The 25,100-nt window shown below is 35.3% G+C and carries 21 protein-coding genes; 13 read left to right on the top strand and 8 right to left on the bottom strand.

All coding sequences use genetic code 11. The features are described 5' to 3' along the window. Positions 1–141: 141 nt before the first annotated feature. Positions 142–1,203, bottom strand: coding sequence for an NAD(P)/FAD-dependent oxidoreductase (locus A9178_RS07735; protein ID WP_068674033.1), 1,062 nt, complete (start codon positions 1,201–1,203; stop codon positions 142–144). 193 nt (positions 1,204–1,396) lie between these two features. Here A9178_RS07735 and A9178_RS07730 point away from each other — a divergent pair, with 193 nt between their 5' ends. From A9178_RS07730 to A9178_RS07720, 3 genes are all read left to right on the top strand, one after another. Next, positions 1,397–2,041, top strand: a complete 645-nt coding sequence (locus A9178_RS07730) for a LytTR family DNA-binding domain-containing protein (protein WP_068674031.1) — start codon at positions 1,397–1,399, stop codon at positions 2,039–2,041. A 194-nt stretch (positions 2,042–2,235) separates the two neighbouring features. Continuing rightward, a complete protein-coding gene (locus A9178_RS07725) occupies positions 2,236–3,753 on the top strand; it encodes a succinyl-CoA:acetate CoA-transferase ScpC (RefSeq protein WP_068674029.1) in 1,518 nt (505 codons plus the stop codon). Between the two features lie 232 nt (positions 3,754–3,985). Next, entirely contained in the window at positions 3,986–5,914 is a 1,929-nt protein-coding gene (locus tag A9178_RS07720; RefSeq protein ID WP_068674027.1) for an ATP-dependent DNA helicase, read from the top strand. A 365-nt stretch (positions 5,915–6,279) separates the two neighbouring features. Here A9178_RS07720 and A9178_RS07715 read toward each other — a convergent pair whose 3' ends face one another. The 4 genes from A9178_RS07715 to A9178_RS07700 form a co-directional block, all read right to left on the bottom strand. Next, positions 6,280–6,894, bottom strand: coding sequence for an NUDIX hydrolase (locus A9178_RS07715; RefSeq protein WP_068674025.1), 615 nt, complete (start codon positions 6,892–6,894; stop codon positions 6,280–6,282). A 92-nt stretch (positions 6,895–6,986) separates the two neighbouring features. Next, positions 6,987–7,628 (bottom strand): response regulator, encoded by a 642-nt coding sequence (locus tag A9178_RS07710; RefSeq protein WP_068674023.1) that lies wholly within the window; start codon positions 7,626–7,628, stop codon positions 6,987–6,989. A 42-nt stretch (positions 7,629–7,670) separates the two neighbouring features. Beyond that, positions 7,671–8,999 (bottom strand): IS3 family transposase, encoded by a 1,329-nt coding sequence (locus A9178_RS07705; protein WP_068674021.1) that lies wholly within the window; start codon positions 8,997–8,999, stop codon positions 7,671–7,673. 101 nt (positions 9,000–9,100) lie between these two features. Further along, entirely contained in the window at positions 9,101–9,928 is an 828-nt protein-coding gene (locus A9178_RS07700; RefSeq protein WP_068674019.1) for a sensor histidine kinase, read from the bottom strand. A gap of 195 nt (positions 9,929–10,123) precedes the next feature. Here A9178_RS07700 and A9178_RS07695 point away from each other — a divergent pair, with 195 nt between their 5' ends. The 6 genes from A9178_RS07695 (at position 10,124) to A9178_RS07670 (ending at position 15,871) form a co-directional block, all read left to right on the top strand. Continuing rightward, on the top strand, positions 10,124–10,672 hold the full coding sequence (locus A9178_RS07695) for a copper resistance CopC family protein (RefSeq protein ID WP_068674017.1): 549 nt from the start codon (positions 10,124–10,126) through the stop codon (positions 10,670–10,672). 3 nt (positions 10,673–10,675) lie between these two features. Continuing rightward, the gene (locus tag A9178_RS07690) at positions 10,676–11,767 is read left to right on the top strand and encodes a copper resistance D family protein (protein WP_068674015.1); all 1,092 of its coding nucleotides are present in this window, start codon (positions 10,676–10,678) and stop codon (positions 11,765–11,767) included. Positions 11,768–12,120: 353 nt separating this feature from the next. Further along, positions 12,121–12,801, top strand: a complete 681-nt coding sequence (locus A9178_RS07685; protein ID WP_068674013.1) for a phosphoribosylaminoimidazolesuccinocarboxamide synthase — start codon at positions 12,121–12,123, stop codon at positions 12,799–12,801. Positions 12,802–12,987: 186 nt separating this feature from the next. Further along, positions 12,988–14,040, top strand: coding sequence for a Delta(5) desaturase DesA (desA, locus tag A9178_RS07680; protein ID WP_068674011.1), 1,053 nt, complete (start codon positions 12,988–12,990; stop codon positions 14,038–14,040). Between the two features lie 101 nt (positions 14,041–14,141). Beyond that, positions 14,142–15,275 carry a sensor histidine kinase gene (locus tag A9178_RS07675; protein WP_068674009.1) on the top strand — a complete coding sequence of 378 codons (1,134 nt, stop codon included), beginning with the start codon at positions 14,142–14,144 and terminating at the stop codon, positions 15,273–15,275. Next, complete coding sequence (locus A9178_RS07670) at positions 15,272–15,871, top strand: response regulator transcription factor (protein ID WP_068674007.1); 600 nt, start codon at positions 15,272–15,274, stop codon at positions 15,869–15,871. Before A9178_RS07675 ends, A9178_RS07670 begins: the two co-directional genes overlap by 4 nt. Positions 15,872–16,009: 138 nt before the next feature. On the opposite strand, the gene A9178_RS07665 is transcribed toward A9178_RS07670, so the two are convergent. Together A9178_RS07665 and A9178_RS07660 are read right to left on the bottom strand one after the other, a co-directional pair. Further along, entirely contained in the window at positions 16,010–17,029 is a 1,020-nt protein-coding gene (locus tag A9178_RS07665) for an LLM class flavin-dependent oxidoreductase (RefSeq protein WP_068674005.1), read from the bottom strand. 203 nt (positions 17,030–17,232) lie between these two features. After that, positions 17,233–18,270, bottom strand: a complete 1,038-nt coding sequence (locus A9178_RS07660; protein WP_068674003.1) for an SEC-C domain-containing protein — start codon at positions 18,268–18,270, stop codon at positions 17,233–17,235. Between the two features lie 424 nt (positions 18,271–18,694). On the opposite strand from A9178_RS07660, the gene rlmN reads away from it, so the two are divergent. The 3 genes from rlmN to A9178_RS07645 all read left to right on the top strand — a co-directional run bounded on the left by rlmN (position 18,695) and on the right by A9178_RS07645 (position 22,947). Next, positions 18,695–19,762, top strand: coding sequence for a dual-specificity RNA methyltransferase RlmN (gene rlmN, locus A9178_RS07655; RefSeq protein WP_068674001.1), 1,068 nt, complete (start codon positions 18,695–18,697; stop codon positions 19,760–19,762). 1,424 nt (positions 19,763–21,186) lie between these two features. Continuing rightward, positions 21,187–22,377, top strand: a complete 1,191-nt coding sequence (locus A9178_RS07650) for a ParM/StbA family protein (protein ID WP_068673999.1) — start codon at positions 21,187–21,189, stop codon at positions 22,375–22,377. A gap of 9 nt (positions 22,378–22,386) precedes the next feature. Next, positions 22,387–22,947, top strand: coding sequence for a hypothetical protein (locus A9178_RS07645; RefSeq protein WP_068673997.1), 561 nt, complete (start codon positions 22,387–22,389; stop codon positions 22,945–22,947). 59 nt (positions 22,948–23,006) lie between these two features. Here the strand turns inward: A9178_RS07645 and A9178_RS07640 are convergent, their stop codons facing one another. After that, positions 23,007–24,314: a M48 family metallopeptidase gene (locus A9178_RS07640; RefSeq protein WP_068673995.1), complete on the bottom strand. Its 1,308-nt coding sequence runs from the start codon at positions 24,312–24,314 to the stop codon at positions 23,007–23,009. Positions 24,315–24,465: 151 nt separating this feature from the next. Between A9178_RS07640 and A9178_RS07635 the strand changes: the two genes are divergently transcribed. Continuing rightward, positions 24,466–25,095: a DUF421 domain-containing protein gene (locus tag A9178_RS07635; RefSeq protein WP_068673993.1), complete on the top strand. Its 630-nt coding sequence runs from the start codon at positions 24,466–24,468 to the stop codon at positions 25,093–25,095. Positions 25,096–25,100 lie beyond the last annotated feature (5 nt).

The following is a 25,100-nucleotide window of genomic DNA, read 5'->3' as shown; positions in this document are numbered from 1 at the left end:
TTTTAAACGAACTGGTGCAGTAGTATAACAAGGCGGACAGACAAAAATGACGTATGCCAAATTCATACGTCATTTTTGTCTGTCATTTAATGAATATGCACCTCAAAACGGAACCCTTAACAAGTGCGTGGCCCTTCTAGTTTAATGCCTTTTACTCAACCAAAGTACACCAGATTTCGCTAATCTTGGTAAGAAACCAATCATTGGGTAGGTCATCATATTTCCAAAACCATCTGATTTACCAAGTGATCCTAAAGTTCCTTTTAATTTAATTCGTTTTGGCTTCTTCGGTTCTTTATTGTGGAGAACAGCAAGTAAAACTTCCGCAATTTGTTCTCCTTGTTGCATGGCTAATTGTGCACTTGGTGAATGTTCAGAACTGACACAATCCCCCAGTACATATACATTAGGCTGCGTTGGTACTTGATAAAACTCATTCGCCTTTATTTTTTCATGATTATCTTTTTCAAAAGGCAGTTCTCTAACTAAATAATTTGGTCGCACACCTGCAGTCCAAATCGTTACATCGTTAAGGTAACAAACCCCGTTATTACATACACCGTCTTTTTCGACATATTCCACATTAGAGTGATGAATCACATCCACATTGTTTTCGATAAACCATTTTTCAACGTATTCTTGTATTTTAGAATCAAAAGCTTTTAGTACAGTTGGTCCACGATCTAATAGTCTAATATTTAAATCCGGTCTACTTTCTCTTATTTCTGATGCAACTTCAATTCCACTAAGTCCAGCACCGATGACAGATACTTTTCCATAAGCTTTTAAATTGGCAACTTGTAGTCCAGCCTCACATGTATTCGCAAATGTTTGGACACTTTTGGTAAATTCCTTTGCTCCTGGAATTCCATGATAGTTATCTTCACAGCCTAAGCCGATGACTAAATAATCAAATGGAAGATTTTCATCTTCATCATTAAAAATGATCTGCTGGTTTTCTGTATCAATTTTTGATATTTCACGGAAAAGATAGGTAACACGATCATCCTCTGGAAAACTCACACGTACATCTGTTTCAGCAGAGGTACCAGCAGCGATGGCATAGAATTCGGTTTTTAGCGATCTAAATGGATTACGATCCACAACAATAATTTGTAAATCTACTGGTAGTTGATAATCTAATAAGCCATTTAATACTTTAATACCACCATAACCTCCACCTAAAATAACTAACCTTTTCATTTTCCTACCCCCAATGTTGTTGTCGCACTATTGTACCATTGTATAGATTATCAAAGTTTTGATATAGTGTCACTTTATTTCTGGATTAAAAAATGACTATTTACCTAATAAATCAAGGTCATGCTATACTAGGAATGTATAGATAAATAAACATGCACTTATAGTAGTATTTTCCATTATTCAGGAGGTTATTATGGAGAAGATAAATTTCCCTACATTATTAGATGTCATAGGGGAGCTTTTTTCGGATGAAATATCAATTGCAGTAGCAAATACGAAGGAATATATCTATTACCGAAGAAGTAAGCGCATTGATTTAAAAATAAAACCGGGTGATCCCATCAAAGAAGGTACGATTGCTTATAAAGCAATATCGTCTAAACAAAAGGTATCTGAATTTATCGATAGAGAGATTTATGGGATTCCATATCATGGGATGGCGGTTCCCTTTCATCAGGATACGATGTTGAGTGGTTGTGTATTAGCGATTTATCCTGCCTACACAGAAGGCAAATCTGTCGTAACCATGAAAACAAGTGACGGATGGAAACCCATTCCCTTTGAATTAGTCCAATACATAGAAACGAAAGATAGAAAAACGCATATTCATTCAAGGGAATATGAGGGGACGCATTCAAATACGTTACAAGAATTTGAATATCTTTTGCCTCGCAAACACTTTATACGTTGTCACCGTTCGTTTATCGTAAACGTAAATCATATTAAGCATATCTATCCGGACACCCATTCGACCTTTTTTCTAGAAATGGATAACGGTGCCAAGATACCGGTAAGTCAATCCTACTCTAGTTACTTTAGAAAGTTATTAGGATTTTAATATTAGAGCTAAGTCGCTGGAGTCGGGCTTGGCCTTTTTTAATAGGAAAAACGTATACCCTTTAACGAAAAAATGCTGGATTATTCCATCAATGTAATGATTTAGTCGCATATTTCTTGTTTTATCCTGTTTTCCCCAATACCGGTATGAAAGCGCTTATAATAATGTTAACCATAATATGTGGGGGGATGAGGATGCAGGAGAAAGTAGAAAGGATTAAAGCCCCGCAATTAATAAATCGAGTTGTAACAGCGGAAGAGGCTGCAACTTGGATTGAAGATGGAATGACGTTGGGGTTAAGTGGCTTTACGCGTGCGGGTGACGCTAAGGCAGTACCAACTGCGCTCGTGAATCGGGCAGAAGCGGGAGAGCGGTTTAAAGTCAACGTGTATACAGGGGCTTCACTAGGATCTAATATTGATAAAATGTTTGCTGAAGCTGGAATCGTAAACAAACGTTTACCATTTCAGGCTGAGCCTGTTATGAGAAGTAAAATTAATTCCGGGGAGCACTTCTTTGTAGATCAACATTTATCCCATACTTCGGAATTACTCAGGGCAGATGCGATTGATTCCATTGATTATGCAATTTTGGAAGCAATTATGGTTACGGAAGATGGATTTCTTATTCCAAGTACATCCATTGGAAACTCCCAAGCATTTGCTGAGTTTGCTGATAATATTATTATCGAAATTAATACAGCACAACCCGTACAGCTAGAGGGAACACATGACTTATATAGCCCGAGTAAACAAGGAGAAAGGGAACCAATTCCTTTAACTAAACCTAATCAGCGAATTGGGGAGGTTGGAATCCCACTTGATATGGATAAGGTGAAAGGAATTGTTTTTACACATCAATTAGATTCACCATCCACTATCGTTCCACCAGATGAAGAAACACAAATGATTGCCAATCATCTCTTAGAGTTTTTACGTGAAGAAGTAAAAGCAGGAAGACTAACAGAAAGTCTCATGCCATTACAATCTGGTATTGGCTCTGTAGCGAATGCGGTTCTTCATGGAATGATTGATTCAGAGTTTCAAAATCTAATAGTTTATTCTGAAGTTCTACAAGATGCGGTATTCGATCTCATTGATGCAGGAAAAGTAAACTTTGCATCCGCTTGTTCCTTAACATTATCCGAGGAAAAAATGAAACAAGTCTTTGGGGAATTCGAGAACTATCGTGAGAAGTTAATCTTACGTCCACAGGAGATTTCCAATCATCCAGAAATTATCCGTAGACTTGGGTTGATTGCCATTAACACGGCGTTGGAATTTGATATTTATGGAAATGTTAACTCTACGCATGTTAGTGGTACCAAAATGATGAATGGTATCGGTGGGTCAGGAGACTTTGCTAGAAATTCTAGATTGGGGATTTTCGTAACCAAATCAATCGCAAAGGGCGGCGATATATCTAGTATTGTGCCTTATGTTTCTCATGTCGATCATACCGAACATGATGTGGATATCGTTGTTACGGAACAAGGATATGCAGACTTAAGAGGACTTGCACCAAGAGAACGTGTCCCACTAATAATTGAGAATTGTGCACATCCTATGTATCGTGAACAACTTTGGGAATATTACAATGAAGCGCTAGAACGGGGAGGGCAGACCCCACATGTGCTAGAAAAAGCATTCTCATGGCATGTAAGCTTTAAAGAGCATGGAACGATGAAGATGCCATTAAAAGCTCAAATATAGGGTTTTATGATTATTTAAAAGGGGTTTTATTTATAATATACGTTAAAAAGAGGCTGATTTTCTCTTGGGGGAGAGAGGATCAGCCTCTTTTTTTACAGTCTTTAAAAACATGTCGATATGTCTCCGATGCAGTTAGCCTGTAAGGGCGCTTGCGCTTTTGTTCGGAATTGCTATCTCTAAACGTATTTATTACAATGAGTAGGTTAACAATGTTGAAATAAAGGAGTATATAATGGCTAAAAATCAATCACTACCGTTTACTGTTTCGAAAACGGAGAATTTCTTTGACCGACTGGGTGATTATGTAGGGGACGTGTTTTACGATATTCTTCCAGAGCAAGGATATGAACTTCGGGATGAACAAATATATATGGCATTCCAGTTAGAACAGGCTTTTAAAAATAAGAAATCTATTTTTGCTGAAGCAGGTGTTGGTACAGGGAAAACATTCGTATATCTTATTTATGCGATATGTTATGCACGTTATATTGGAAGACCGGCAATCATCTCTTGTGCGGATGAAACATTGATTGAGCAACTTGTAAAAAAAGACGGAGATATAGAAAAGCTGGAAAAAGCATTAGGAATCGATGTTGATGTGAGATTAGCAAAGTCTAGGGAGCAATATGTTTGTGTACGCAAATTAGATGCTTTGATAGACCATACAGACGACGAGGATATTATGAAGGTTTACGATGCTATTCCTGAGTTTGTTTTTGATTCAAAGTCCAAAGTAAAAACTTTTGAGCGATATGGAGATCGGAAGGAATATCCTTGGGTTTCGGATGAGACTTGGGATAAAATTGCCTGGGACCCACTACAACAGTGTTCTACATGTGAGTGGAGACATCGAAGCGGTCAAACGTTGAACAGAGAATACTACCGACACGCTACCGATATTATCATATGTTCCCATGACTTCTATATGGAGCATATTTGGACAAAGGAATCTAGGAAGCGTGAAGGACAGTTGCCACTTTTACCTGATGCTAGTTCTGTTATTTTTGATGAAGGACATTTATTAGAATTAGCGGCACAAAAAGGATTAACGTACCGATACAATCTCGACACGATTACAAAAGTACTGACAGGATACATGGGGCAAGATGTACGCGAAGAATCCTTAGTATTAGTGGAAGATATCTTAATGGATAATGATCTATTATTCGATAAGTTAGCCGACACAGCCCGTGTTGTAGAGGGTTCTAATAGGCAGGAAATCACGCTAACGAATGAAATCCTTGAGGAAATTAAAAGGCTCTATTCCAAGGTCAATCAATTATTAGAAGAGCTTGTCTTTGATTCAGAATTATTTACGATGGATGATTATTATATCAAGATTATTGAAGAGTTCCTAGAATTTTTCTCCCACGGATTACGTACGATTTTGAAAGATGATGAGGGGATTTATTGGCTAGAGGAATGTCAAGATACGACTAGTCTTGTTATTATGCCGCGTCTAGTTGAAGATGTTCTTAAAAAAGAGGTTTTCACGCAAAAGATTCCATTTGTATTTTCATCCGCAACCCTTTCCTATCAAGGTGATTTTTCTTACATTGCGAAGAGCCTTGGAATCGAAAACATTGACTCCTTTTCCGTGGCATCCCCATTTGATTATGAAAGGCAAATGGAGATTACTGGGTCTGTGAATAGTAACGATAAGTGGGAAGAAATAAGTACGTCTATCCTTGAAAATAACGGGAGTTCATTATTATTGTTTTCTTCCAAAGAGGAAATGGATGAATTCCGCCATTTTATCCATAAAAGAGATGTACCTTTCTCCATGCTTTTTGAGGGGGAGCAGGAAATTAGTGAAATGGTAAGACGATTTCAAACAGATGAAACAGCTGTACTATGTTCGTATCATTTATGGGAGGGTCTTGATGTTCCTGGAAAATCACTTACAAAAGTAATTATTTCTTCACTTCCGTTCCCACCCAATGATCCTGTCTTTAAAGCGAAAAGGAAACATGCAATGGATCCTGAAAAAGAAGTAGATTTACCATACATGTTACTACGATTACGCCAAGGTATTGGTAGGTTAATTCGTACGAGTAAGGATAGTGGTGTTGTCCACATGTGGATGAGTGAACAAGAAAAAGAGAAATACTTACAAGAAATTAAAGCAGTGTTACCTGTGGAAATTAAATTTCTACAATGAAATGTTAGTGTTGTGAGGTCACTCATGAGCCCGATGAGTGCCGCAATGAGGAAGAAAAGCAATCGAACGGTCACTCATGAGCCCGATGAGTGCCGCAATGAGGAAGAAAAGCAATCGAACGGTCACTCATAGGTCCGATAAGTGCCGCGATAAGCTAGAAAAGTAATATAACAAGCATTCATGCTAAATAAATCCTACATTGCTTAACAGTCCGATATTTAAACAATAAAAAACACTTGGATAGAAAACTAATTCCTATCCAAGTGGATTGGTGTGGCCGAATAAGAAGCATTTATGATTCGTTTGGGAAATCCCTTCTCGGTAAGTGAACTACTTTTAAATAAATGATGCCACGCTTAGATTACTTACTTTATCAAACTTAAAAAGTGATAAAGTATTTTTGCAGTTAACCCCCAAACGACTTTCCCATCATATTGATAAAACATTTCGTTCATATGCCGCATTTGCCATTGGTAGTTCTCTCCGCCAATAATTAAATCGAATGGGAAGTCATCAGCTGGCTTCACTTCAAAATGTATTTTATATACGTCTGGTTTGTTCTCTAGTAAATAATTTAAAGGAATCGTAAATACTTCTCCAACCTCATCCTTATTGGGAACAATTTCCTTAGGATTTTTAATTTGGCCAACATATGGGTAAATGACTCGCCCCATATCGGCTACAACGTAATCCAGTGGAAAAATATCAACTATATCCGTATCCTTTATACCTAATTCCTCTGTTGTCTCTCTAATGGCACAGTGCATAGGCGTTTGGTCTTCCTCATCAATTCTACCGCCTGGAAAACAAATATCACCGGGTTGCCTACGTAAATTCATCGATCGTACTTCGAATAAAATATGTAATTCATGATTTACTTCAACAAGAGGAAGTAGAACAGCGGACTTAAAAAACTGTTCTTCCCCCAATATAGAGGGTTTCCTATTTCTAAGCTTTTGTATAATTTCATTTACATCCATCTCGCTCCCCCTATCCCATCAGTTATAATCTATTATACAGAAAATACTGTAAAATGACAGAGTAGGGGGCCTACCATTTTCAAACATAATGGCTAATTCATTAGTCCTTGTTGGTAAGCATAGCTTGTTAGTTGAACTCGATTATCTAAATGAAGTTTACTTAATATGTTTTTTAAATGACTTTTAACTGTATGCTCCGAAATAAAAAGTAACTTAGAAATTTCTCTGTTGGAGAACCCTTTGGCAACTAATTGTAGCACTTCCAATTCTCGGGTGGATAAAGGTGTTTTCTTTATTTTTTTGGTTTTATTTTGAGGGAATTCCTTTAAAATTTGAAAGGCGATTTCTTTGGACATAGGGACCTCATCTAAGGCAAAAGCCCGTAAATGTTCACTCCATGCTTCTGGTTGGATATTTTTTAATAAATAACCTTGAGCTCCTTTCTTTAATGCATCAAACAAATCGGTGATATCATCAGATACGGTAATTATGACAATTTTTACGTAGGGGAATTTGAGCTTGATTCTTTTCGTTGCTTCTAAACCGTCCATTACAGGCATTTGAATATCCATGAGAATAATGTCGGGCATTAATTCTTCGGTTAGTTTAATTGCTTCTTCTCCGTTCTTTCCTTCTCCTACAATAACAAAGTCGATGTGTTCCTCTAAGATTTCTCGAATAGCTTCTCTTGCGTGAGAGTGATCGTCCACAATTAATATTCGAAAGGGTTGCATCTTAAACTGGTACCCATGTCAAGGACACTATAAAAAAAGAGATTAAGCAATTAGAAGATGATTCCTATATTGAATAGGGGTCATCTTTTTTAGATTCCATTGATAACGATAATTGTTATAATAAACCATATAATGATTAATTTTAGATTTTAGTTCTTTTAGTGTTTTACAAGATTGATAGTTTACCTCATCTTTTAAATGACCAAAGAAGGATTCTTGAGGGGCATTGTCCCAACAATTGCCTTTCCTAGACATAGATTGGCCTAGACCATATTCTTTTAATAACTTTTGGTATTGTGGACTCGTATAGTGACTTCCTTGATCCGAGTGGATATAGGCATCTTCATGTAGGGTAATTTTCTTGTTGTTGACTAATTTYTGGATTGTCTTAGTTGCGATGTCTAAAGTAATTCGATCAGAAACGTGATAGGCTAGGATTTCATTTGACGAAGCATCTTTTACGGTAGACAAATAAGCCATACAATTACCACTATATGGCAAATAAGTAATGTCAGTTAATAACACTTTACCTGGAACACCTTGCTTAAATTCTCTGTTTAACTTGTTTGGAACAACCTGATGCTCCTTGGTTGCTTTAGCGATTTTTTTGTATGGATTTGGTCTTCTATGAGGGCAGACAATTCCATATTTCCTCATGATTCTTTGGATCTTTTTACGACTAAAGACAATGTTATATTCATTTTCCAATATCATTTTGATGGAACGTGATCCTTTCTTATACCCCCGTCGATTAAATGCCTTTAAAATYATTTCTTTCGCTTCTAAGTCCAATCGCTCTCTTACTTCTCTATAAGTAGATGCCTTTAGATAGCTATAATATCCAGAACGGGAGACCTCCAAAAGGTCACAAAAATACTTCGTCATTCGCTTATATTGATTTTGTTCAATAATCTCGTAAATTAACTGATATACTTTACTTGGGTCTAGATTTTCGCTTGCGTTTAGCAGCCTCCTTTCTGTCACTTCTAGCTTTTTTAATAGTTCAACTTGACCCTCCAGTAAATTAATCCTTGCTTCCTGTCTTTCAATGATTTCGGACGGAGTAAGTTCCCGTTTTAACGGTCTGCCAGAACTTGTTTTTCTTGTATCTGTAAGCCCCAATAATCCATCCTTTTCATAAGCCTTTTTCCATCTATAGGCTGATTGTTCAATTCGCTTCATTCCTATAACATCGACATCAAATCCGTTCTCAGTAAAAATCTTTCGCGGGAGTTTTCCGGCTAAATACTCATCCATAAATCTATTTTTAAATGCATCAGTATATGTAATAGCTCGCTCGCTAACACGTTGTACATTTGGATTCTTTTGAAGTGTTTTTATCTCTTTAGTTGAAAATGTTATCTTACTCATGTTGTCACCTATTCCCCATATCTTGAAATTCAAGTATATAAAAAAATACCTATAGATTAAACACTTTTTTTAAAGTGTCTTATCTACAGGTACCAGTTTATCTATAAGTTCTCCTTTTTAAATTCGATGATTGTTTGATTATCGATTCTTTTCATAGAAAATTTCCATTCCATATCCCTGGCTCTATCTTTAATAATTTGTAGTCCATATCCTTTTTTTGATTGAATCGTTTTATTTGTGAATCCTATTCCTTGGTCCTTAATTTGGCAAACCCATCCATTATTTATTTCCTTTGCATGAATCCATACTTTATTAGTTTTTGCATGTTTAATCACATTTACAATGGCTTCTTTTATACAGGCAAATAGCTCTACTTTCTCTTTTGACGATAATGTATTCTCTTTAATTTCCCATTCTAACTGAACATCTATTACATGTTGATTTTTTAATTCTGTTACGTACTGATAAATAGTTTCTGTCCAACTAAATGTTTCTTCATTTGGAATGTATCTCAGATTCGTAATCGCTTGACGGGTATCTTCATGAACGTGTTGTAATGTTTGTTTAATTTTTTGAAAGTCTGGATCATATTCAAGATTATTATTCCTACTAAATTTATTCATTTTTACAGACAATAGAAACAACGATTGGGCAATTCCATCATGGAGTTCCCTTGCTAACTTTTCTCTCTCAATTAGTGCGGCCTTTTTAGTCTTCTCTCGCCTTAGTTCTTCTTGAATCTTTTCTAAAATCGAAAATAGGTGACGTAAAAAGACGAGTGTAACGATAAAGACTAATATAGGAGAAAGGACATTCCCCATATCCATTGATATATAAGAAAGTAAAAATTCATGACGGATATATTCCCACAAGGCAATGGTGATAGTTGGTATCGTTAAAATCAGCCATTTTATCTGTTTATATTTCATGTCTACACCGCCTTTTTGCAAAATAAGATGTATTTTATTTTATCATTTATTCAAACTTTATTAACAATTTACCTCTTAAATCACTCTTTTGAGGGATTATTTCATATTACAATTTTATTTTATAATGTTTGAGGTAACTCGAATCACGAAATAATGATTTATATAGTTGCTTATACCAATAAGGGAGGAATTATTTTGAAACGTATATTTACCACGGTAGCAGTATTTTTATTTGCGATGTGTATTTCAACTACTGTGTTTGCTCATTCACATTTATCAGGGTCAAATCCAGCAGATGGTGACATTATAACAGAACCATTAAGTGAAATTGTCCTTGAATTTGATGGTGCTATTGAACAAGGTAGCTTTATGGATGTGACAACTACAGACGGGAAAGATGTCGAGCTCCAAGAACTTATGATTGATGAAGGCACATTGACAGGTACGGTTGTAGAGCCGCTTACAAATGGGGAATATCAAGTAAATTGGAATATTATTAGTGCAGATGGTCACCCATTAGAAGGTGAATTCTCATTTACCGTCAATTCCGCAGTTCCTGAATCGGAGGAAGAAGTAAGCGAAGCCCCTGTTGAAACAGAAAAGACAGAGATTGGAGATACGACGGAAACAGCTGAACAAACAACGGATGATGAAGAATCATCTTCTATGACAACCATTCTTATTGTCATTTTAATAGTTATTGTTATTGTCGGTTTCATCTTTCTTATTAAAAGGAAGAAATAGTGAATGGATATCGTAGTGATGATTAGTCAGGTACTTTTATATGTATGCTTTTCGGTTTTACTTGGGAGTTTTTTATTATTTCTTGTGCCAAGCAATTACCGTCCTGAAATAGTTATTCGAAAGCGTATGTTATTTCTTAGTGCCATAACACTACCGATTTTCGCTTTTATTCCTGTTCTTGATATTATCTTCTTGATTGCACCACGCTTAGGTTTATTTGAAACGATTAAAATTGTTTTAACCACATACTCAGTAGGGAATGCGTGGAACTTTACGCTTCTCGTTTCAGCTATGTTAGTATTTTTAATTGTTGTTGCGAGGCCTAACGAAAAGCGTATTTTTGCTTTTTTAGGGATGCTTCTAACAGTTGGATTAATTCTTACTGTTGCGTGGTCTAGTCATGCGGGCTCCATTAATCCAATCACAGGGATCATAAGTCACTTTATTCATTTAACAGCTGTCAGCCTATGGGTAGGTATTTTACTTATGGTGGGTTGGTGTTCGATTAATTATAATAATTGGCTTGCATTTTTAAGTTGGTTTTCACAAGTTGCTTTTAGCTGTTTAGTTGCAACAGGTCTTAGTGGTTTACTATTAACGGATGTATTGGTGGATGGATATACAGATGCTTGGATGGTTTCGTATGGACAAGGATTATTAATCAAACATTTATTCTTACTACCACTTGTTTTTTATGCATTCATTAATGGTTTTATTGTGAAATATAAACTAGCCAAAGATACGGCATTTAATCCTGTTCCTTGGGTTCGAGTAGAGAGTCTTGTTTTATTTGTTATCTTTATGATTACAGCTGTATTTTCACAGCAATCACCACCACATGGTAACTATTTAACGAGTGATGCAGTGTCGCCTATTTTCCGTCTGTTTCACAATGGGATTATCGACGCAAGTAGTACCATTGGGTTCGTTATAAACTTAAATACGGTACTCTTCTTTATCCTGTCGATTTTATTGATGGGGTTAATGGCATTATCGTTTTATAAAAGGGTATCACTTATTGTATCATTTCTATTTAGTTGTATTTTTGTAACGAGTATATATTTCATGTTGATGATGGCTGTAGTAGTTCGCTAAAAGGATAAATAATAAATGTATTCTATTCATAAAGAATTACGTAGTCAATTATAGTCTTTATAAAAATAAAAGAAAGATCATGTTTTGATAAGTTTTTAAACATGATCTTTCTTTTTGTTCTGTTCATTTAAATTAGATTTATCTAATCTTTTTGAAGTAGCAATATTAGTAATTAAATTAAGTGTTCTTCTAAATCAACAAACAGGGTGGGATTAAAAACCAAACAATAACCATTTAATAGTCGTATTTTCTAAGGAAATAAGGAGAAATATTGCCGATTTAATGACATACTTTATAGGATATGTCATAATAACCATATGATTAAAAAATCTACTACCAAAGAGGTGCCACGAATGAAACATGTATACACTGGTAAAACAAAAGATGTATTTGAACTGGAAGATGGAAATTATTTATTAAAGTTTAAAGATGATGTTACTGGTGAAAATGGTGTTTTTGACCCGGGTGCGAATTCAGTAGGGTTATCCATTGAAGGTGCTGGTAAGGCAGGATTAAAATTAACGCAATTTTTCTTTGAGAAGCTAAGGGAAAAAAATATTCCAACTCATTATATCGATGCAGATATTGAAATACAAGAAATGAAGGTTGCCCCAGCTACCTTTTTCGGTAATGGATTAGAAGTTATTTGCCGTTTTCGTGCTGTTGGAAGTTTTTTAAGAAGATATGGAGCATATGTGGAAGAAGGGGATTCCCTAAATGCATTCGTTGAGGTTACGATTAAAGACGACGAACGTCATGATCCACCAATTAGTAAAGATGCATTAGATATGCTCGGTATTTTAACGAAAGATGAATATGAAGTTCTTAAAAGCCTAACGAAAGACATCTCACACGTTGTGAAAGAGGAATTAGGGAAAAAGGGTATGGAACTTTATGATATTAAACTAGAATTCGGTAGAAATAAAGCGAACGAGATCATTTTAATAGATGAAATATCTGGTGGAAATATGAGAGTTTATAAAGATGGCGAGTATATTCCTCCATTGGATTTAGAACAATTATTGTTAGCTTAAGACATCATAGTCGTAATCCAATAGGGTTACGGCTTATTATCGTTTTACTTTTGAAGGGACTGGTCGCATTTTACTCTCGATATGACATTTGTCATATGGTTTACTTGACGTTTATGACTTATATTTTTTGCTCATTGTTTTTAAACTTATAGTAACTATATTAGTACTAGTTCTTAGGAGGAAACTATGAGCAAACAAAAGCAAGCACAATTACGGAAAAGTGTTGCTCCATTTGCAACATCTGATACGAAGATTAGTATTATCCAGATTATTAATTCATTTGTACCGTTCTTCTTACTTTGGTTTTTAGCATATCAAAGCCTATCTATTTCGTTTTGGCTAAGTCTTCCTTTGTCTATTGTTGCAGCGGGATTTGTTGTCCGGATCTTTATCATTTTCCATGACTGTACACATATGTCCTTTTTCAAAAGTGGAAAAGCAAACCGTATATTGGGGACGATAACGGGAATTATTACTCATTTTGCTTTCGAAAAGTGGAAACGAGATCATTCCATTCATCATGCTACTAGCAGCAACTTAGATAAACGTGGTACAGGTGATGTTTGGGTAATGACAGTAGACGAGTATACAGAAGCGTCCTTTTGGGGGAGATTAGGTTACCGATTGTATCGTAACCCACTTATCATGTTTGGATTAGGTCCTTTTTACCTATTCTTCATTTCCAATCGTATTAATCGTAAAGGGGCAAAACGTAAGGAACGCTGGAATACCTATTTAATCAACGTTTCTCTTGTTGCTATTTATGCATTATTAATTTGGCTAATAGGCTGGCAAGCATTATTAATGGTTCAATTGCCTATTATGTTTGTTGCCGGATCACTAGGTGTTTGGTTGTTTTACGTGCAGCATCAATTTGAGGATTCCTATTTTGAGAATGAGGAAGAATGGGATTATGTAAAAGCTGCTGTTGATGGAAGCTCGTATTATAAACTACCAAAAGTCTTGCAATGGTTAACAGGGAATATCGGATTTCACCATGTGCACCATTTGAGTCCGAGAGTTCCGAATTACCAACTTGAAAAAGCGCATGAATCTACACCGCCATTACAAAAAGCAACAACGATAACTTTAAAAACAAGCCTACAATCGATTCGGTTCCGTCTTTATGACCAAGCAAGTCGAACTTTCGTAAGTTTTAAAGAGTATAAAGCGATGGAAAAACAGAAGAATTCAAGTGTTTCTTTAAAAGTAAACAGAGCAAAGTTCCAGCAAGAATAATGATTAGAACCCTTTACTCAATTTGTGTAAAGGGTTCTTTTGGCAATAATCTGCTATACTTACATAAAAACGAGATTAATTAGTTTGAATGGAGGTACATCATGCAAAATTGGTATCATCTTTTTCCTAAAAATACGGGACTAAGTTTATACGCTTGGATTATTTTCTGTGTACTACCATTCTATTTTATTTTCCGGACATTCAGGTGGATGGAAATTTCAGTCGGACTTTTAATGGTTGTTTTATTTTTCACCACATATCGTTTAGCATTTATTAAAAAAGGTTGGACCGTTTACGTGTCTGTCGGTATCCAAATGGCGATTAGTATCGTTATGGCTATTTACTTTGGATATGTATATTTTTCCTTATTTCTAGCCTTTTTTATCGGAAATATTCAACAAAAGGCGGGTTTTATCACTTTGTATGTTGTGCATTTAGTGACCACTTTAGTAGCTGTTATCCTTGGATTCATCATGGACAGCACAACGTATCTAACACAACTCCCCTTTATCATTGTGAGTATTATCGGTGTTATTTTACTGCCGTTTAATATGTATAATCGTAACAAAAGAGAAAAGTTAGAAAGTGAATTACAAAATGCAAATGAGCGTATTTCCGAGTTATTAGTAGCGGAGGAGCGCCAACGTATTGCGCGAGACCTACATGATACGTTAGGGCAGAAGCTCTCTCTAATTGGCTTAAAAAGCGATCTTGCAGGAAAATTAATTCAGCAACATCCAGATAAAGCGAGAAGTGAATTAAATGATATTCACCAAACAGCCAGAACAGCATTAAAGGAAGTTAGAGATATTGTTTCTACAATGAGAGCTGTTAAGCTACAAGATGAGATTGTACCTATCCAACAGGTATTAAAAGCTGCCCAAATTGATTGTATGATTAGTGGAGATACGCACCTCTTAGCGACACCTTTATTAGTCGAGAATGTTCTAAGTATGTGTTTAAAAGAGGCGATTACAAACGTCGTAAAACATAGCAAAGCATCTGTTTGTAAAATATCTATTTTACAATCGGAAAGTGAAATTACGATTACAGTATGGGATAATGGAATTGGAATTTCTAATCCTGAGTGGTCCGTTGGAAATGGATTACGTGGAATGAGTGAACGATTAGAATTTGTGAACGGGAATTTGAAAGCGGAAGCATCTGAGGGAACGTTAATCACGATTCAAGTGCCAAAAATAACTGGTCCAATCAAAACAGGAGGGGTAGTGTGATTCGTATTGTCATTGCTGAAGATCAAGGAATGCTCCTTGGTGCCCTTGGTGCTCTTCTTGATTTAGAAGAAGATATGGAAGTAGTTGGGAAGGCGAAAAATGGAAAAGAAGCTTTAGAACTCGTTAAACAGTATCAACCGGACATTTGTATTATGGATATAGAAATGCCTGTCATGAGCGGATTAGATGCAGCGGAACAATTGGTGGATGATCCTTGTAAAGTAATTATCCTAACGACATTTGCCCGCTCTGGTTACTTTGACCGTGCAAGAAAGGCGAAAATCAATGGTTATTTATTAAAAGACAGCCCCAGCGAGGAACTAGCTAACTCGATTCGGATTATCATGAGCGGAAGAAAGGTATATGCACCTGAGTTAGTGGATATGGCCTATGAGGAAGAAAATCCGTTGACCGAAAGAGAAGAGCAAGTTATTAAGTTAATTGCAGATGGGAAAAACACGAAAGAAATAGCCAATCAGCTGTTCTTAACAACGGGAACGGTTCGTAATTATATTTCAGTTATACTGGATAAACTGAATGTAAGCAATCGAATTGAGGCGATATCACGTTTTAAAGAAAAGGGATGGTTTAAGTAAAATGGTAGACCCATGGGGAATCAATCAGTTTCATAGAATCCATATCCAAAATACGTCAAACCTGGATGTATGACTAAATGTAAAAAACAATAACAAAAAGGTGAACCATGGCCATCCACTATTGGCCATGGTTCACTTTTAATCCATCAGTTCTGAGATAATTTCATATGAACGTAAGCGATCTTCCAGATGATATATTTGTGAACTAATAATTAATTCATCAGCTTGTGTTACTTCTTGGATCTTTTCAAGCTTTCTTCTTACTGTCTCAGGGCTACCAATAATCGTTGTATTTGGATCAAGAGATTCTTCTACAGCCGCTTTTTCCATCGGGGACCAGATCTCATCCATATTCTTAACTGGTGGCTGTAGTTTGGAACTAATTCCTTTACGAATGTTTAAAAATTGTATTTGATGAGAGGATGCCAAATATTGTGCTTTCTCATCAGTTTCAGCTGCAATAACGTTAATGCCAATCATTGCATGTGGTTTCTCCAGCGTCTCAGACGGTTTAAAGTTTTCACGATATAATTTAAGTGCATGAAGTAAATATGCTGGTGCAAAATGACTTGCAAACGAGAAGTACAGCCCTTTTTCAGCTGCTAGTCTAGCACTAAAGTCACTAGAGCCAAGTAGCCAAATAGGGATATCCAAGCCTTGTCCAGGGATAGCTCTCACCCTTGAAATTGGTTCTTCTTTAAAGTAATCTTGTAATTCATTTACTTGCATTGGAAACTCTTCAGGCCCCATATTTAACGTTCTACGTAATGCATAAGCAGTTGCTTGATCTGTTCCTGGTGCTCGTCCCAAACCTAGGTCGATTCGTCCTGGATATAAGGATTCTAACGTCCCAAATTGTTCGGCTACGACGATTGTTGCATGGTTTGGAAGCATAATTCCACCTGAACCGACACGCATATAATTCGTCTTTTCTGCAATATGACCAATCAGTATAGAAGTAGCAGAGCTTGCAATACCCGGCATGTTATGATGTTCTGCTAACCAATAGCGGTTATACCCCCATTTTTCTGCATGCTGTGCAAGTTCTACACTCTCTTTGAAGGAATCAGTCGCTGTTCGGCCTTCTACAATTGGTGCTAAATCCAGAATAGATAACGGTATGTCATTAAACTTCCTTGCTTTCTCATGTATGCTCATCCTATTCACCTCGATAAGTGTTTTCTTAATAAGCAATGATAAAGATTTCCTTTGATAGAGTCCAATTATTAGCCTAGGAAGAGTAAAGCCTGATAAATCAATGTTTATCAGGCCCTCAATTTTTAGCTATATTTACTACTAATTTGGAAGCGAATAATACATTTTGCACCAAGACACGAATCCGTTTCTTAAGTAGATTTTGTTTATTTAAGTTCTTTCATAACTTGTTGAATTTCCTCATCTAAAGCAGTTTGAAGCTTTCTGAAATTAGATGATATAGTTGTAGCTGACGTTTCATATTCTTTCGCAATCTCGCTTTGGGTAACTTCATTTTCTAGAATCGTATTTTGCACGAGATAATCTAAAGCCGCGGCATAGCCTGATACCTTTTTAAAATTAGGGTTTTCGTTTTTGCAATAGACATTCCAAAGTTTTTCTCCGATGTCTGTATATTTTTCTTCGATGTTTTTCTTCAACATGTGGTTCGTGAACTCTAGTGCAACTTGTTCATGTAAAGGATTAGACCACTCTAATATCTCATTTTCCTCTTGGTCATCCAATGTAAGAATCTCCGCCAGAAAATCAGGATAATGTTGCACTAGGGAACCGTATTTTTCTATATATTGGCTTGTAACATCAATAATTTGATTCTTTTTACTATCTCCAAGTAGAACCATCGTGGAGAAGAATTCATGTTTTTGAATATATGGAACTAGTATACCAACAGCAAGATAACCTTCATTTAGAATCTCTGCGTTTCTATAGGCGATGTGAAATAATTCATCAGAAACCACATTTCTTAAAGTTATCTTGTTTTCTTGTTCGTTTTTTGACATGATTTCGAAAACGCCAGGTTCATATTGAGTCCATTTTGAAAATGTTTCTTCTACCTTTTTGTATTTTATATTAGATTTTTGTTTTTCATAAAAAGCATTAAAAACAGTCTGCTTATTTTTTAAAAATGGTACATTAAAGACAGTCCACAATGAAATTCCCTTTATATAAATATCTGATCGTTCATCATTATCTTTTATGAAGGGTTGATGGTAATCGCTAACTGCTTCAATAAAGGCGTCTTGATTTCTAAATTTAGTAAAGTTTATAAGTTCTGTATGTAATTTATCTAATTCTAGATTATAAAGGTCAGGGCTAAATGCTATAACATTAGAAGCACCACAACATTTCTTATACTTTTTTCCACTTCCACAGGGACATGGATCATTTCTTCTTATTTTACTCATACTACATATACCTACTTTATCTATTAATATTCTATTTAATTATGAATTAAACCTTTTATTCCTTCAAGTATTTCATTATTAAAAGCATTCTTACTATATAAGTGCAACTATGACATTCGCCCTAAAGCTTGGCGAATGCCAAGTTTTCTAATAAAATATACAACACAATTCCCATCATATCCACTATTTTCAATTTGATTTCCTTACACCACATGGAGTATGATGTAGGGTAGGAATTTAAAGAGGAAGTTCAAAAAGTCCGGTAAAAATGACACTTCGAATTTCTTCGTTGGCTTGCTTTTTCGCTCCTCATGTACCTTTTGATGTACATTCCGGTGCTCAAAGCTACGCCGCCTCGAACTTCTCGGTCCTTTTTATCCTCCTTTTTGAACACTTATCTAAAGAATCGAAATGAGGGTTTATCGTGAACAAAACATCCATATATGGGCTAACTTTTGATGAATTAGAAGATTGGCTAATGGAGCATGGTGAGAAACGGTTTAGAGCTAATCAAGTATGGGATTGGTTATATAAAAAGCGTGTTAATCAGTTTGATGAAATGAAAAACGTGAATAAACAAACGATAGATTTGTTAGATGATAATTTTGTTTTGCATACGTTAGATGAGGAAATTAGACAGGAATCGAAAGATGGTACGAAAAAGTTCTTGTTTAGACTTTCGGATGGAAATTTAATAGAAACGGTACTAATGCGATTTAGCTATGGTTTATCTGTTTGTGTTACGACACAGGTTGGCTGTAATATCGGTTGTTCTTTTTGTGCAAGTGGCCTATTAAGAAAAAGCCGTGACTTAACTAGTGGCGAAATTGTGGAACAAATCATGAATGTACAGAAGCACTTGGATGAACAAGGTGAAGAAGAACGTGTTAGTCATATAGTAGTTATGGGAATAGGGGAGCCATTAGATAACTATAAGAACCTAATGAATTTCTTGTATGTCGTGAACGATGATCGTGGATTAAATATTGGTGCTAGACATATTACGGTTTCTACAAGTGGTTTAGCTCATAAGATCTATGATTTTGCGGATACAGATATTCAAGTAAATCTTGCTGTATCCTTACATGCACCTAATAACGAATTACGCACTAGTATTATGAAGATTAATAAGGCTTTCCCGTTAGAGAAACTAATGCCTGCAATTAAGTACTATCTAGAGAAGAAAAATCGTCGTATTACCTATGAATATATTATGCTTAAAGACGTCAATGATCATAAAGAAGAAGCTATACAGCTTGCTAATTTAATAAAAGATCACCGTCACTTAGCATATGTTAACTTAATTCCTTACAATACAGTAGACGAACATATTCAATATCAACGCAGTGATTCTAATTCCATTCAGCAATTCTTTGAGACTTTGAAGGAACGTGGTATTCATTGTGGCGTACGTTGGGAAAACGGTGCTGATATAGATGCAGCGTGTGGACAGTTAAGAAGTAAACAAATGAAGAAGTCAAAAGCAGTTTAAAAAGTAAGCCGTGCTTATAAAAGCGCGGCTTACTTTTTTGTTTGAATAAAAGTAGGACTAATAGATAAAAAAGCACCCTCATATTAGTAGGGGAGGGGAGTGAACAGCAATGTTTTCAAATACGCACACATGTTTACAAAATTGTTATGGTTGTAAACAATTAATGAATACAAGTAAACGAAAGTGTATACATATTGATATACCCGCGTTTGCTTATTTGTGTGCGTGTATGCACAAAAGTATACTTTAGAAACTGGGCTGTAATATACAATTATTTACTATTTAAAAAAGGTAGTAACATTTAAGTTAAATAATATGGAGGAAATCGTTCCTTTTGATACCTAATTCGATTATTCGCTCTAAATTGAAAGCGCAAAAAAGTTTTTATGAATTAATGTCTGTTATTAAATACGATCTATAGAAGAATCATTGATTACATATGAATATAAAATGATTTAAGAAATCAATGATCTTGATGAAATTTCACCATAGTGAGACAAACTCCATCAAGTAATTTCTTGAACTCTAAAGGGATATAGGATTTATGGTGACGAGAGTCTGTAAAAAGATAATGGGGTAGATTGATAATGCAGGTGATTAGGAATTAAACAAATGAAGAAGTCAAAAAGCTGTTTGTTTAGGAGGAGACATAATGAATGTATTTAACTTTAAAAATATACGATGGATTGTCTAAGCGAAGTATATTTCTGAAATGGTATTTATACCAATCATGTTCGGACATTACTTGATTAAAATACTTTTGTCCCAGCTTCTTTTATTCTTTAGGTATTTCCTAGTCCTTCTTGGTAGTAAGAAAAGTATAAAACCCTTCCCATCTAGGGCTCCTGTTACTCGCCCTACTGTAAAGATTTGCATAGGTGCAACAAAGTCATTCGCTCAAAGGATATGTCAATGCCAAGTTATTTAAGAAAATGTACTATACATAGAAATAATGTGTTCAAAAGAATAAAAGCTTATTAACGTTAAAAACCAATTCATGCCATTCACAATGATCCTTTGTATTAGAAAAAATAATGGGATATATTTTCTTGCCAATGCACCATGTGCTAGACCAATTTTTGTAGAGCAATAGTTGTACTAATTGCTCTACAAAAATTTTGTGATAGAAAAGAAGTAAAATTTGATGAGAATTTCTCACCCTTCATTAGCAGGGGAGGGGAGTTTTAAAGCACTATTCAATTAAATTTTTATGTGTATACATTTTAGTAAACATGCAAACAAAATTAGATGGTTTGTAAACTGTATATGTATGCAAGTTTTCAAATGTGTGTACATATTGGTTTGTTCGCGTTTACACGAATGAATACATGTATGCAAAAAAGAATACTTCAAAAGTTGGATTGCCAAATCCGTGAAAAACTATTATTCTATTATAGTAAGTAGTTTTTGAAGGGAGTTTTACTATGATAAAATCTAGAATCGCCGCAGTGGATGTAGGTAACGATGCGCTGAAAGGATTATTTGGAAAACTAGAAAACGAGTTGTACATTCCAAATATTATTGCTCCTGATTTAGAAGATCGACCTGTTATTGGAATAGAAGAACTAGATACGAAGGAAGTATTAGATAACATACATATTCGTGTTCATTCACCAGCATTAGAAGAAAATAGTGTTATCTATCGTGTTGGGAATCTAGCTGCAAAAACAACCAATTCACAAGAACTTGATCCGGGAAGTAGTAAATCAGAAGAAGATCAAACATTGGTCATGTTATTTGCTGCATTAGCATTAGATGCAGTTGAATCAAATGAATTTCAAGAAAGAAACGGTGTTATAGATACAAGCTATATGTTAGGAACAGGGCTTCCATTAAGGGAAGTAAAAGAAGGTAAGGATGTAGGTTATCGTTCTCAATTAATAGGTTCTGTACACCAAGTTGAATTTTTAGTTACACCAAAGCATCAAGGTAAGAAAGTGAATTTAAAGTTTGAAGAAGTTAAAATTTACCCAGAAGGCTTTGCTGCTTATGTAAATCTTGTGATGGACAATGATTTAAAAGTAACAAATAAAGAATTGTTGGATAAACAAATTTTAATCCAAGATATTGGTGGATTATCAACAGATATTGCTGTCATTAAAAACCGTAATGTGGACGATGATAAAGCACAAGGTTACAACTTAGGAGTATCTGAATCATTAGAACAAATTCGTGAAGAAATTCTTATTCGTCATGGCGTAGAATTAGATAGTCGCCGTGATGTAGTGGATATTATTACTCGTAAAAATGATCGCCACCATATTATGGTGAAAGGTAGTAGAACAAATGTCCATGATATAACAGATCATATTCTGTTAGAACTAGCTAAAAAGGAATACCGCTTCTTAAGAAATGTCTGGGCGAAAAACTCACAATCTGAAATCTGCTATTTTGTAGGTGGGGGTTCAGCTGTTCTTAAAGACTATATTAAAGCACTTAATAATAAATTAGATGGATTTAATATAGAATTCTTTGAAAATGAACAAGAAAGCATTTGGATGATGGCGAATGCTTATTATAAATTGATTAATCAATTTGTAGGGACATTAAACAAAGAGGACACATTAAACAAAAATAAAAAAGAAGAAAAAGCAACTGTCACTGGATCAAAATAGGGTGATTAAATGGTGAAAAAAGGTATAGAACGTGGACAATCTATTACATTTCGAGTCCCGTCAGATACACCTGATTATTTACTTAAAAAGCTATCGAATTTAAAAGAAACGGAACGGAGAAATTTTTCAAGTACCATTGCTAGTTTTGTTTTAAAGGGTGTCAATGAAACATCCTCAAAGGAACGGGAAGTCATTTCTGTTCCTTTGCCTAAAAAACTAACGAAAGAGCAAAGAAGTTGGCTTAAGCACGAGCATTCTGAAGCAATGATAGGAAGTATTTTATATCATTTACTAAGTGATCCAATGCGTGCTACATCTCTTTTATCTTCATTAAATAGTAACACGGTAAACATGGACGAAATATTTGCTTTTGAAGAAGAAAAAGTGGAAGTTGAATCAGATCATGAGCAGGAACCAGAACAAATTTATGAATTACCGACTATGGATGAAGAAAATACGTTAGATGATGTTGAAATTGATATGTTAGAAATTCATAATGAAGACGAACAAGTAGTGGGGGAGGAAGAATCCGATCCATTAGGGGACTTCTTTTCTAGTATGAACAAATAGCCAAATAAGGGTTAGACGCCTTATTTGGCTATTTTTTATTGTTAAATTTACAATAATAATTACTTTAATAGGTCTCTAAGCTGAGCATCCCTGTATTCGATAGCGTAGTCATAGGCGGTTTTTCCCTCGGAGTCTGTTAATGATTTATCTGCTCCGTTTTCTAATAATTGCTCGACAATTTCAACACCAGCGGCATTATAGACAGCATTTATTAAAGGAGTTGATCCCCAGTTATCCGTTGTATTCACATCTGCTCCATTTTGGATGAACCATTGTGTAGCCTCCATATCCCCCCAAGTTACTGCATACTGTAGGAGAGTGAAACCGTCACTATCTTTTTCATCTATATCCGCCCCTTCACTGATAAGCTGTTGAAGAAGTTCCATGTCATCTTCCATATATGCTTCCATAATAGGTGGATAATCAAGCGTTTCTTCTTCATAACCATCCTCATCATACTCATCATCCTCATATAAATAAGAATCAGAAAACACAGTTGAATTTTCGAAATAGAATGCGGCTGCCCCTATTAAAATGGATACGAACACAATAGAAACAATTACGCCTAAAATAATAGTTGTTTTCTTTTCACGATGAAGTGGATATTGGTCTGGATGAGCCCAGTGATCCAATGCATTTATTCGCTTTGGTAAATCAGGATGACTGGACAGTTTTTCGCTTAACCAAGTGAAGAAGCCAGACTCTTCTCTTATTTGTTCTACATAAGCTTCTTTATTCATTTTTGCTGAAAGCTTCTTACCAATAGCAAGTATGGATAATGCTTCCTTCGCTGCATCGAGGTTACCTACATAATAGGTAGCGTAACGATCGCAGGTGTATTCGCAAGCTCGTAAATAGGCTTCACCGAGAAATGGAATAAACATTGCCGGAAGTAGCAGGAAATGAACGAGCACATGACGTCGTTTAAGATGAGCAAACTCATGTGCTAGTACAAACATCAACTCTTTTTCACGATTATTTTCAACGAGGTCAAAGAACTCCGAATATACAACAACCATGTTCTTACCAAAAAAACGACTTGCAAATGCATTTAGTACTCCCATTGATTCCATAATATAAATAGCGGGTACTTTCTCTAATTCCATATCCTTAGCAAGATTTACCGCCTTTTGGTAAATATCTGGAAATTGCTGTTCACTCAGTCGAACTCCATTTCGGCGAATGGATGCCATCGATAAGGCATGAAAAAAATAAGAAATGAGCATAATTCCTAAAATGATAGCAATTCCTACAATCGAAAAAGCTAGAACAACATAAACTAAAATACTAAACAATAAAGTGATAACAAAATAAACGTTTTCTTTACGATGAACTAACCTATTCTTTAAATCACTTTCCTCAAACACTTTTGTTCCCCCCTGTATCTATAAACTTATTTCTTCATAACAATAAGATTATAAGCGATTGTTGATTGAATAGCTATATAGTTAATTAATAATTTGCTGAATAAAATGCAGCCTATATGTAAAACTAAAAGAGAAGAGAGGGGTCATGCATGTGGATTTTCATTTAATATGGAAAGCTATGATTATTGTAATTGGGGGCACTATATTACTACGCTTTGCAGGGAGAAAGTCAATTGCCCAAATGACACTTGCGCAAACGGTTATCATGATTGGGATAGGTTCATTATTAATACAACCAATAGCTGGTGAAAATATTTGGACAACACTCCTAATTGGATTGATTTTAGTTATAACTTTAATTGTAATGGAACTTTTCCAAGTAAAGTTGGATTTTGTAGAAAATTTGATAACAGGTAAGGCCAAGGTGCTTATTGAAAATGGTAAGTTAGAAGAAAAAAATTTAAGAAAGGTTAGACTTACGGTAGACCAGTTAGAAATGAATTTACGTCAACAAAATGTTCAGAAAATAGAAGATGTGGAATGGGCAACGATTGAACCAAGTGGACAAATAGCTGTGAGGTTAAAAGAAGACTTTCAACCCGTAACCAAAAGGGAATTTAAACAATTAAAAAGCTTATTAGAACAGACATTGAAACAATTAAATGTAGAGATGGATAGTAATATAGAGGTTACAAAAATCAAACCGGAACAACAAGAAACTATTTTCGCTGAAGTTAAAAGAAAATCGCATAAAAATAAACCGCCAAGTCGTTTAGATTAATGGCG

It is taken from the genome of Oceanobacillus sp. Castelsardo (genome assembly GCF_001659985.1).
In the GTDB taxonomy this organism is placed as follows: domain Bacteria; phylum Bacillota; class Bacilli; order Bacillales; family Amphibacillaceae; genus Oceanobacillus.
This window is presented reverse-complemented; position numbering and strand designations above follow the sequence as displayed.

Excerpts from the sequence above, each read along its gene's own strand:
- A9178_RS07735 (WP_068674033.1), bottom strand. The coding sequence starts at position 1,203 with ATGAAAAGGTTAGTTATTTTAGGTGGAGGTTATGGTGGTATTAAAGTA.
- A9178_RS07730 (WP_068674031.1), top strand. The coding sequence starts at position 1,397 with ATGGAGAAGATAAATTTCCCTACATTATTAGATGTCATAGGGGAGCTT.
- A9178_RS07725 (WP_068674029.1), top strand. The coding sequence starts at position 2,236 with ATGCAGGAGAAAGTAGAAAGGATTAAAGCCCCGCAATTAATAAATCGA.
- A9178_RS07720 (WP_068674027.1), top strand. The coding sequence starts at position 3,986 with ATGGCTAAAAATCAATCACTACCGTTTACTGTTTCGAAAACGGAGAAT.
- A9178_RS07715 (WP_068674025.1), bottom strand. The coding sequence starts at position 6,894 with ATGGATGTAAATGAAATTATACAAAAGCTTAGAAATAGGAAACCCTCT.
- A9178_RS07710 (WP_068674023.1), bottom strand. The coding sequence starts at position 7,628 with ATGCAACCCTTTCGAATATTAATTGTGGACGATCACTCTCACGCAAGA.
- A9178_RS07700 (WP_068674019.1), bottom strand. The coding sequence starts at position 9,928 with ATGAAATATAAACAGATAAAATGGCTGATTTTAACGATACCAACTATC.
- A9178_RS07690 (WP_068674015.1), top strand. The coding sequence starts at position 10,676 with ATGGATATCGTAGTGATGATTAGTCAGGTACTTTTATATGTATGCTTT.
- A9178_RS07685 (WP_068674013.1), top strand. The coding sequence starts at position 12,121 with ATGAAACATGTATACACTGGTAAAACAAAAGATGTATTTGAACTGGAA.
- desA (WP_068674011.1), top strand. The coding sequence starts at position 12,988 with ATGAGCAAACAAAAGCAAGCACAATTACGGAAAAGTGTTGCTCCATTT.
- A9178_RS07675 (WP_068674009.1), top strand. The coding sequence starts at position 14,142 with ATGCAAAATTGGTATCATCTTTTTCCTAAAAATACGGGACTAAGTTTA.
- A9178_RS07665 (WP_068674005.1), bottom strand. The coding sequence starts at position 17,029 with ATGAGCATACATGAGAAAGCAAGGAAGTTTAATGACATACCGTTATCT.
- A9178_RS07660 (WP_068674003.1), bottom strand. The coding sequence starts at position 18,270 with ATGAGTAAAATAAGAAGAAATGATCCATGTCCCTGTGGAAGTGGAAAA.
- A9178_RS07650 (WP_068673999.1), top strand. The coding sequence starts at position 21,187 with ATGATAAAATCTAGAATCGCCGCAGTGGATGTAGGTAACGATGCGCTG.
- A9178_RS07645 (WP_068673997.1), top strand. The coding sequence starts at position 22,387 with ATGGTGAAAAAAGGTATAGAACGTGGACAATCTATTACATTTCGAGTC.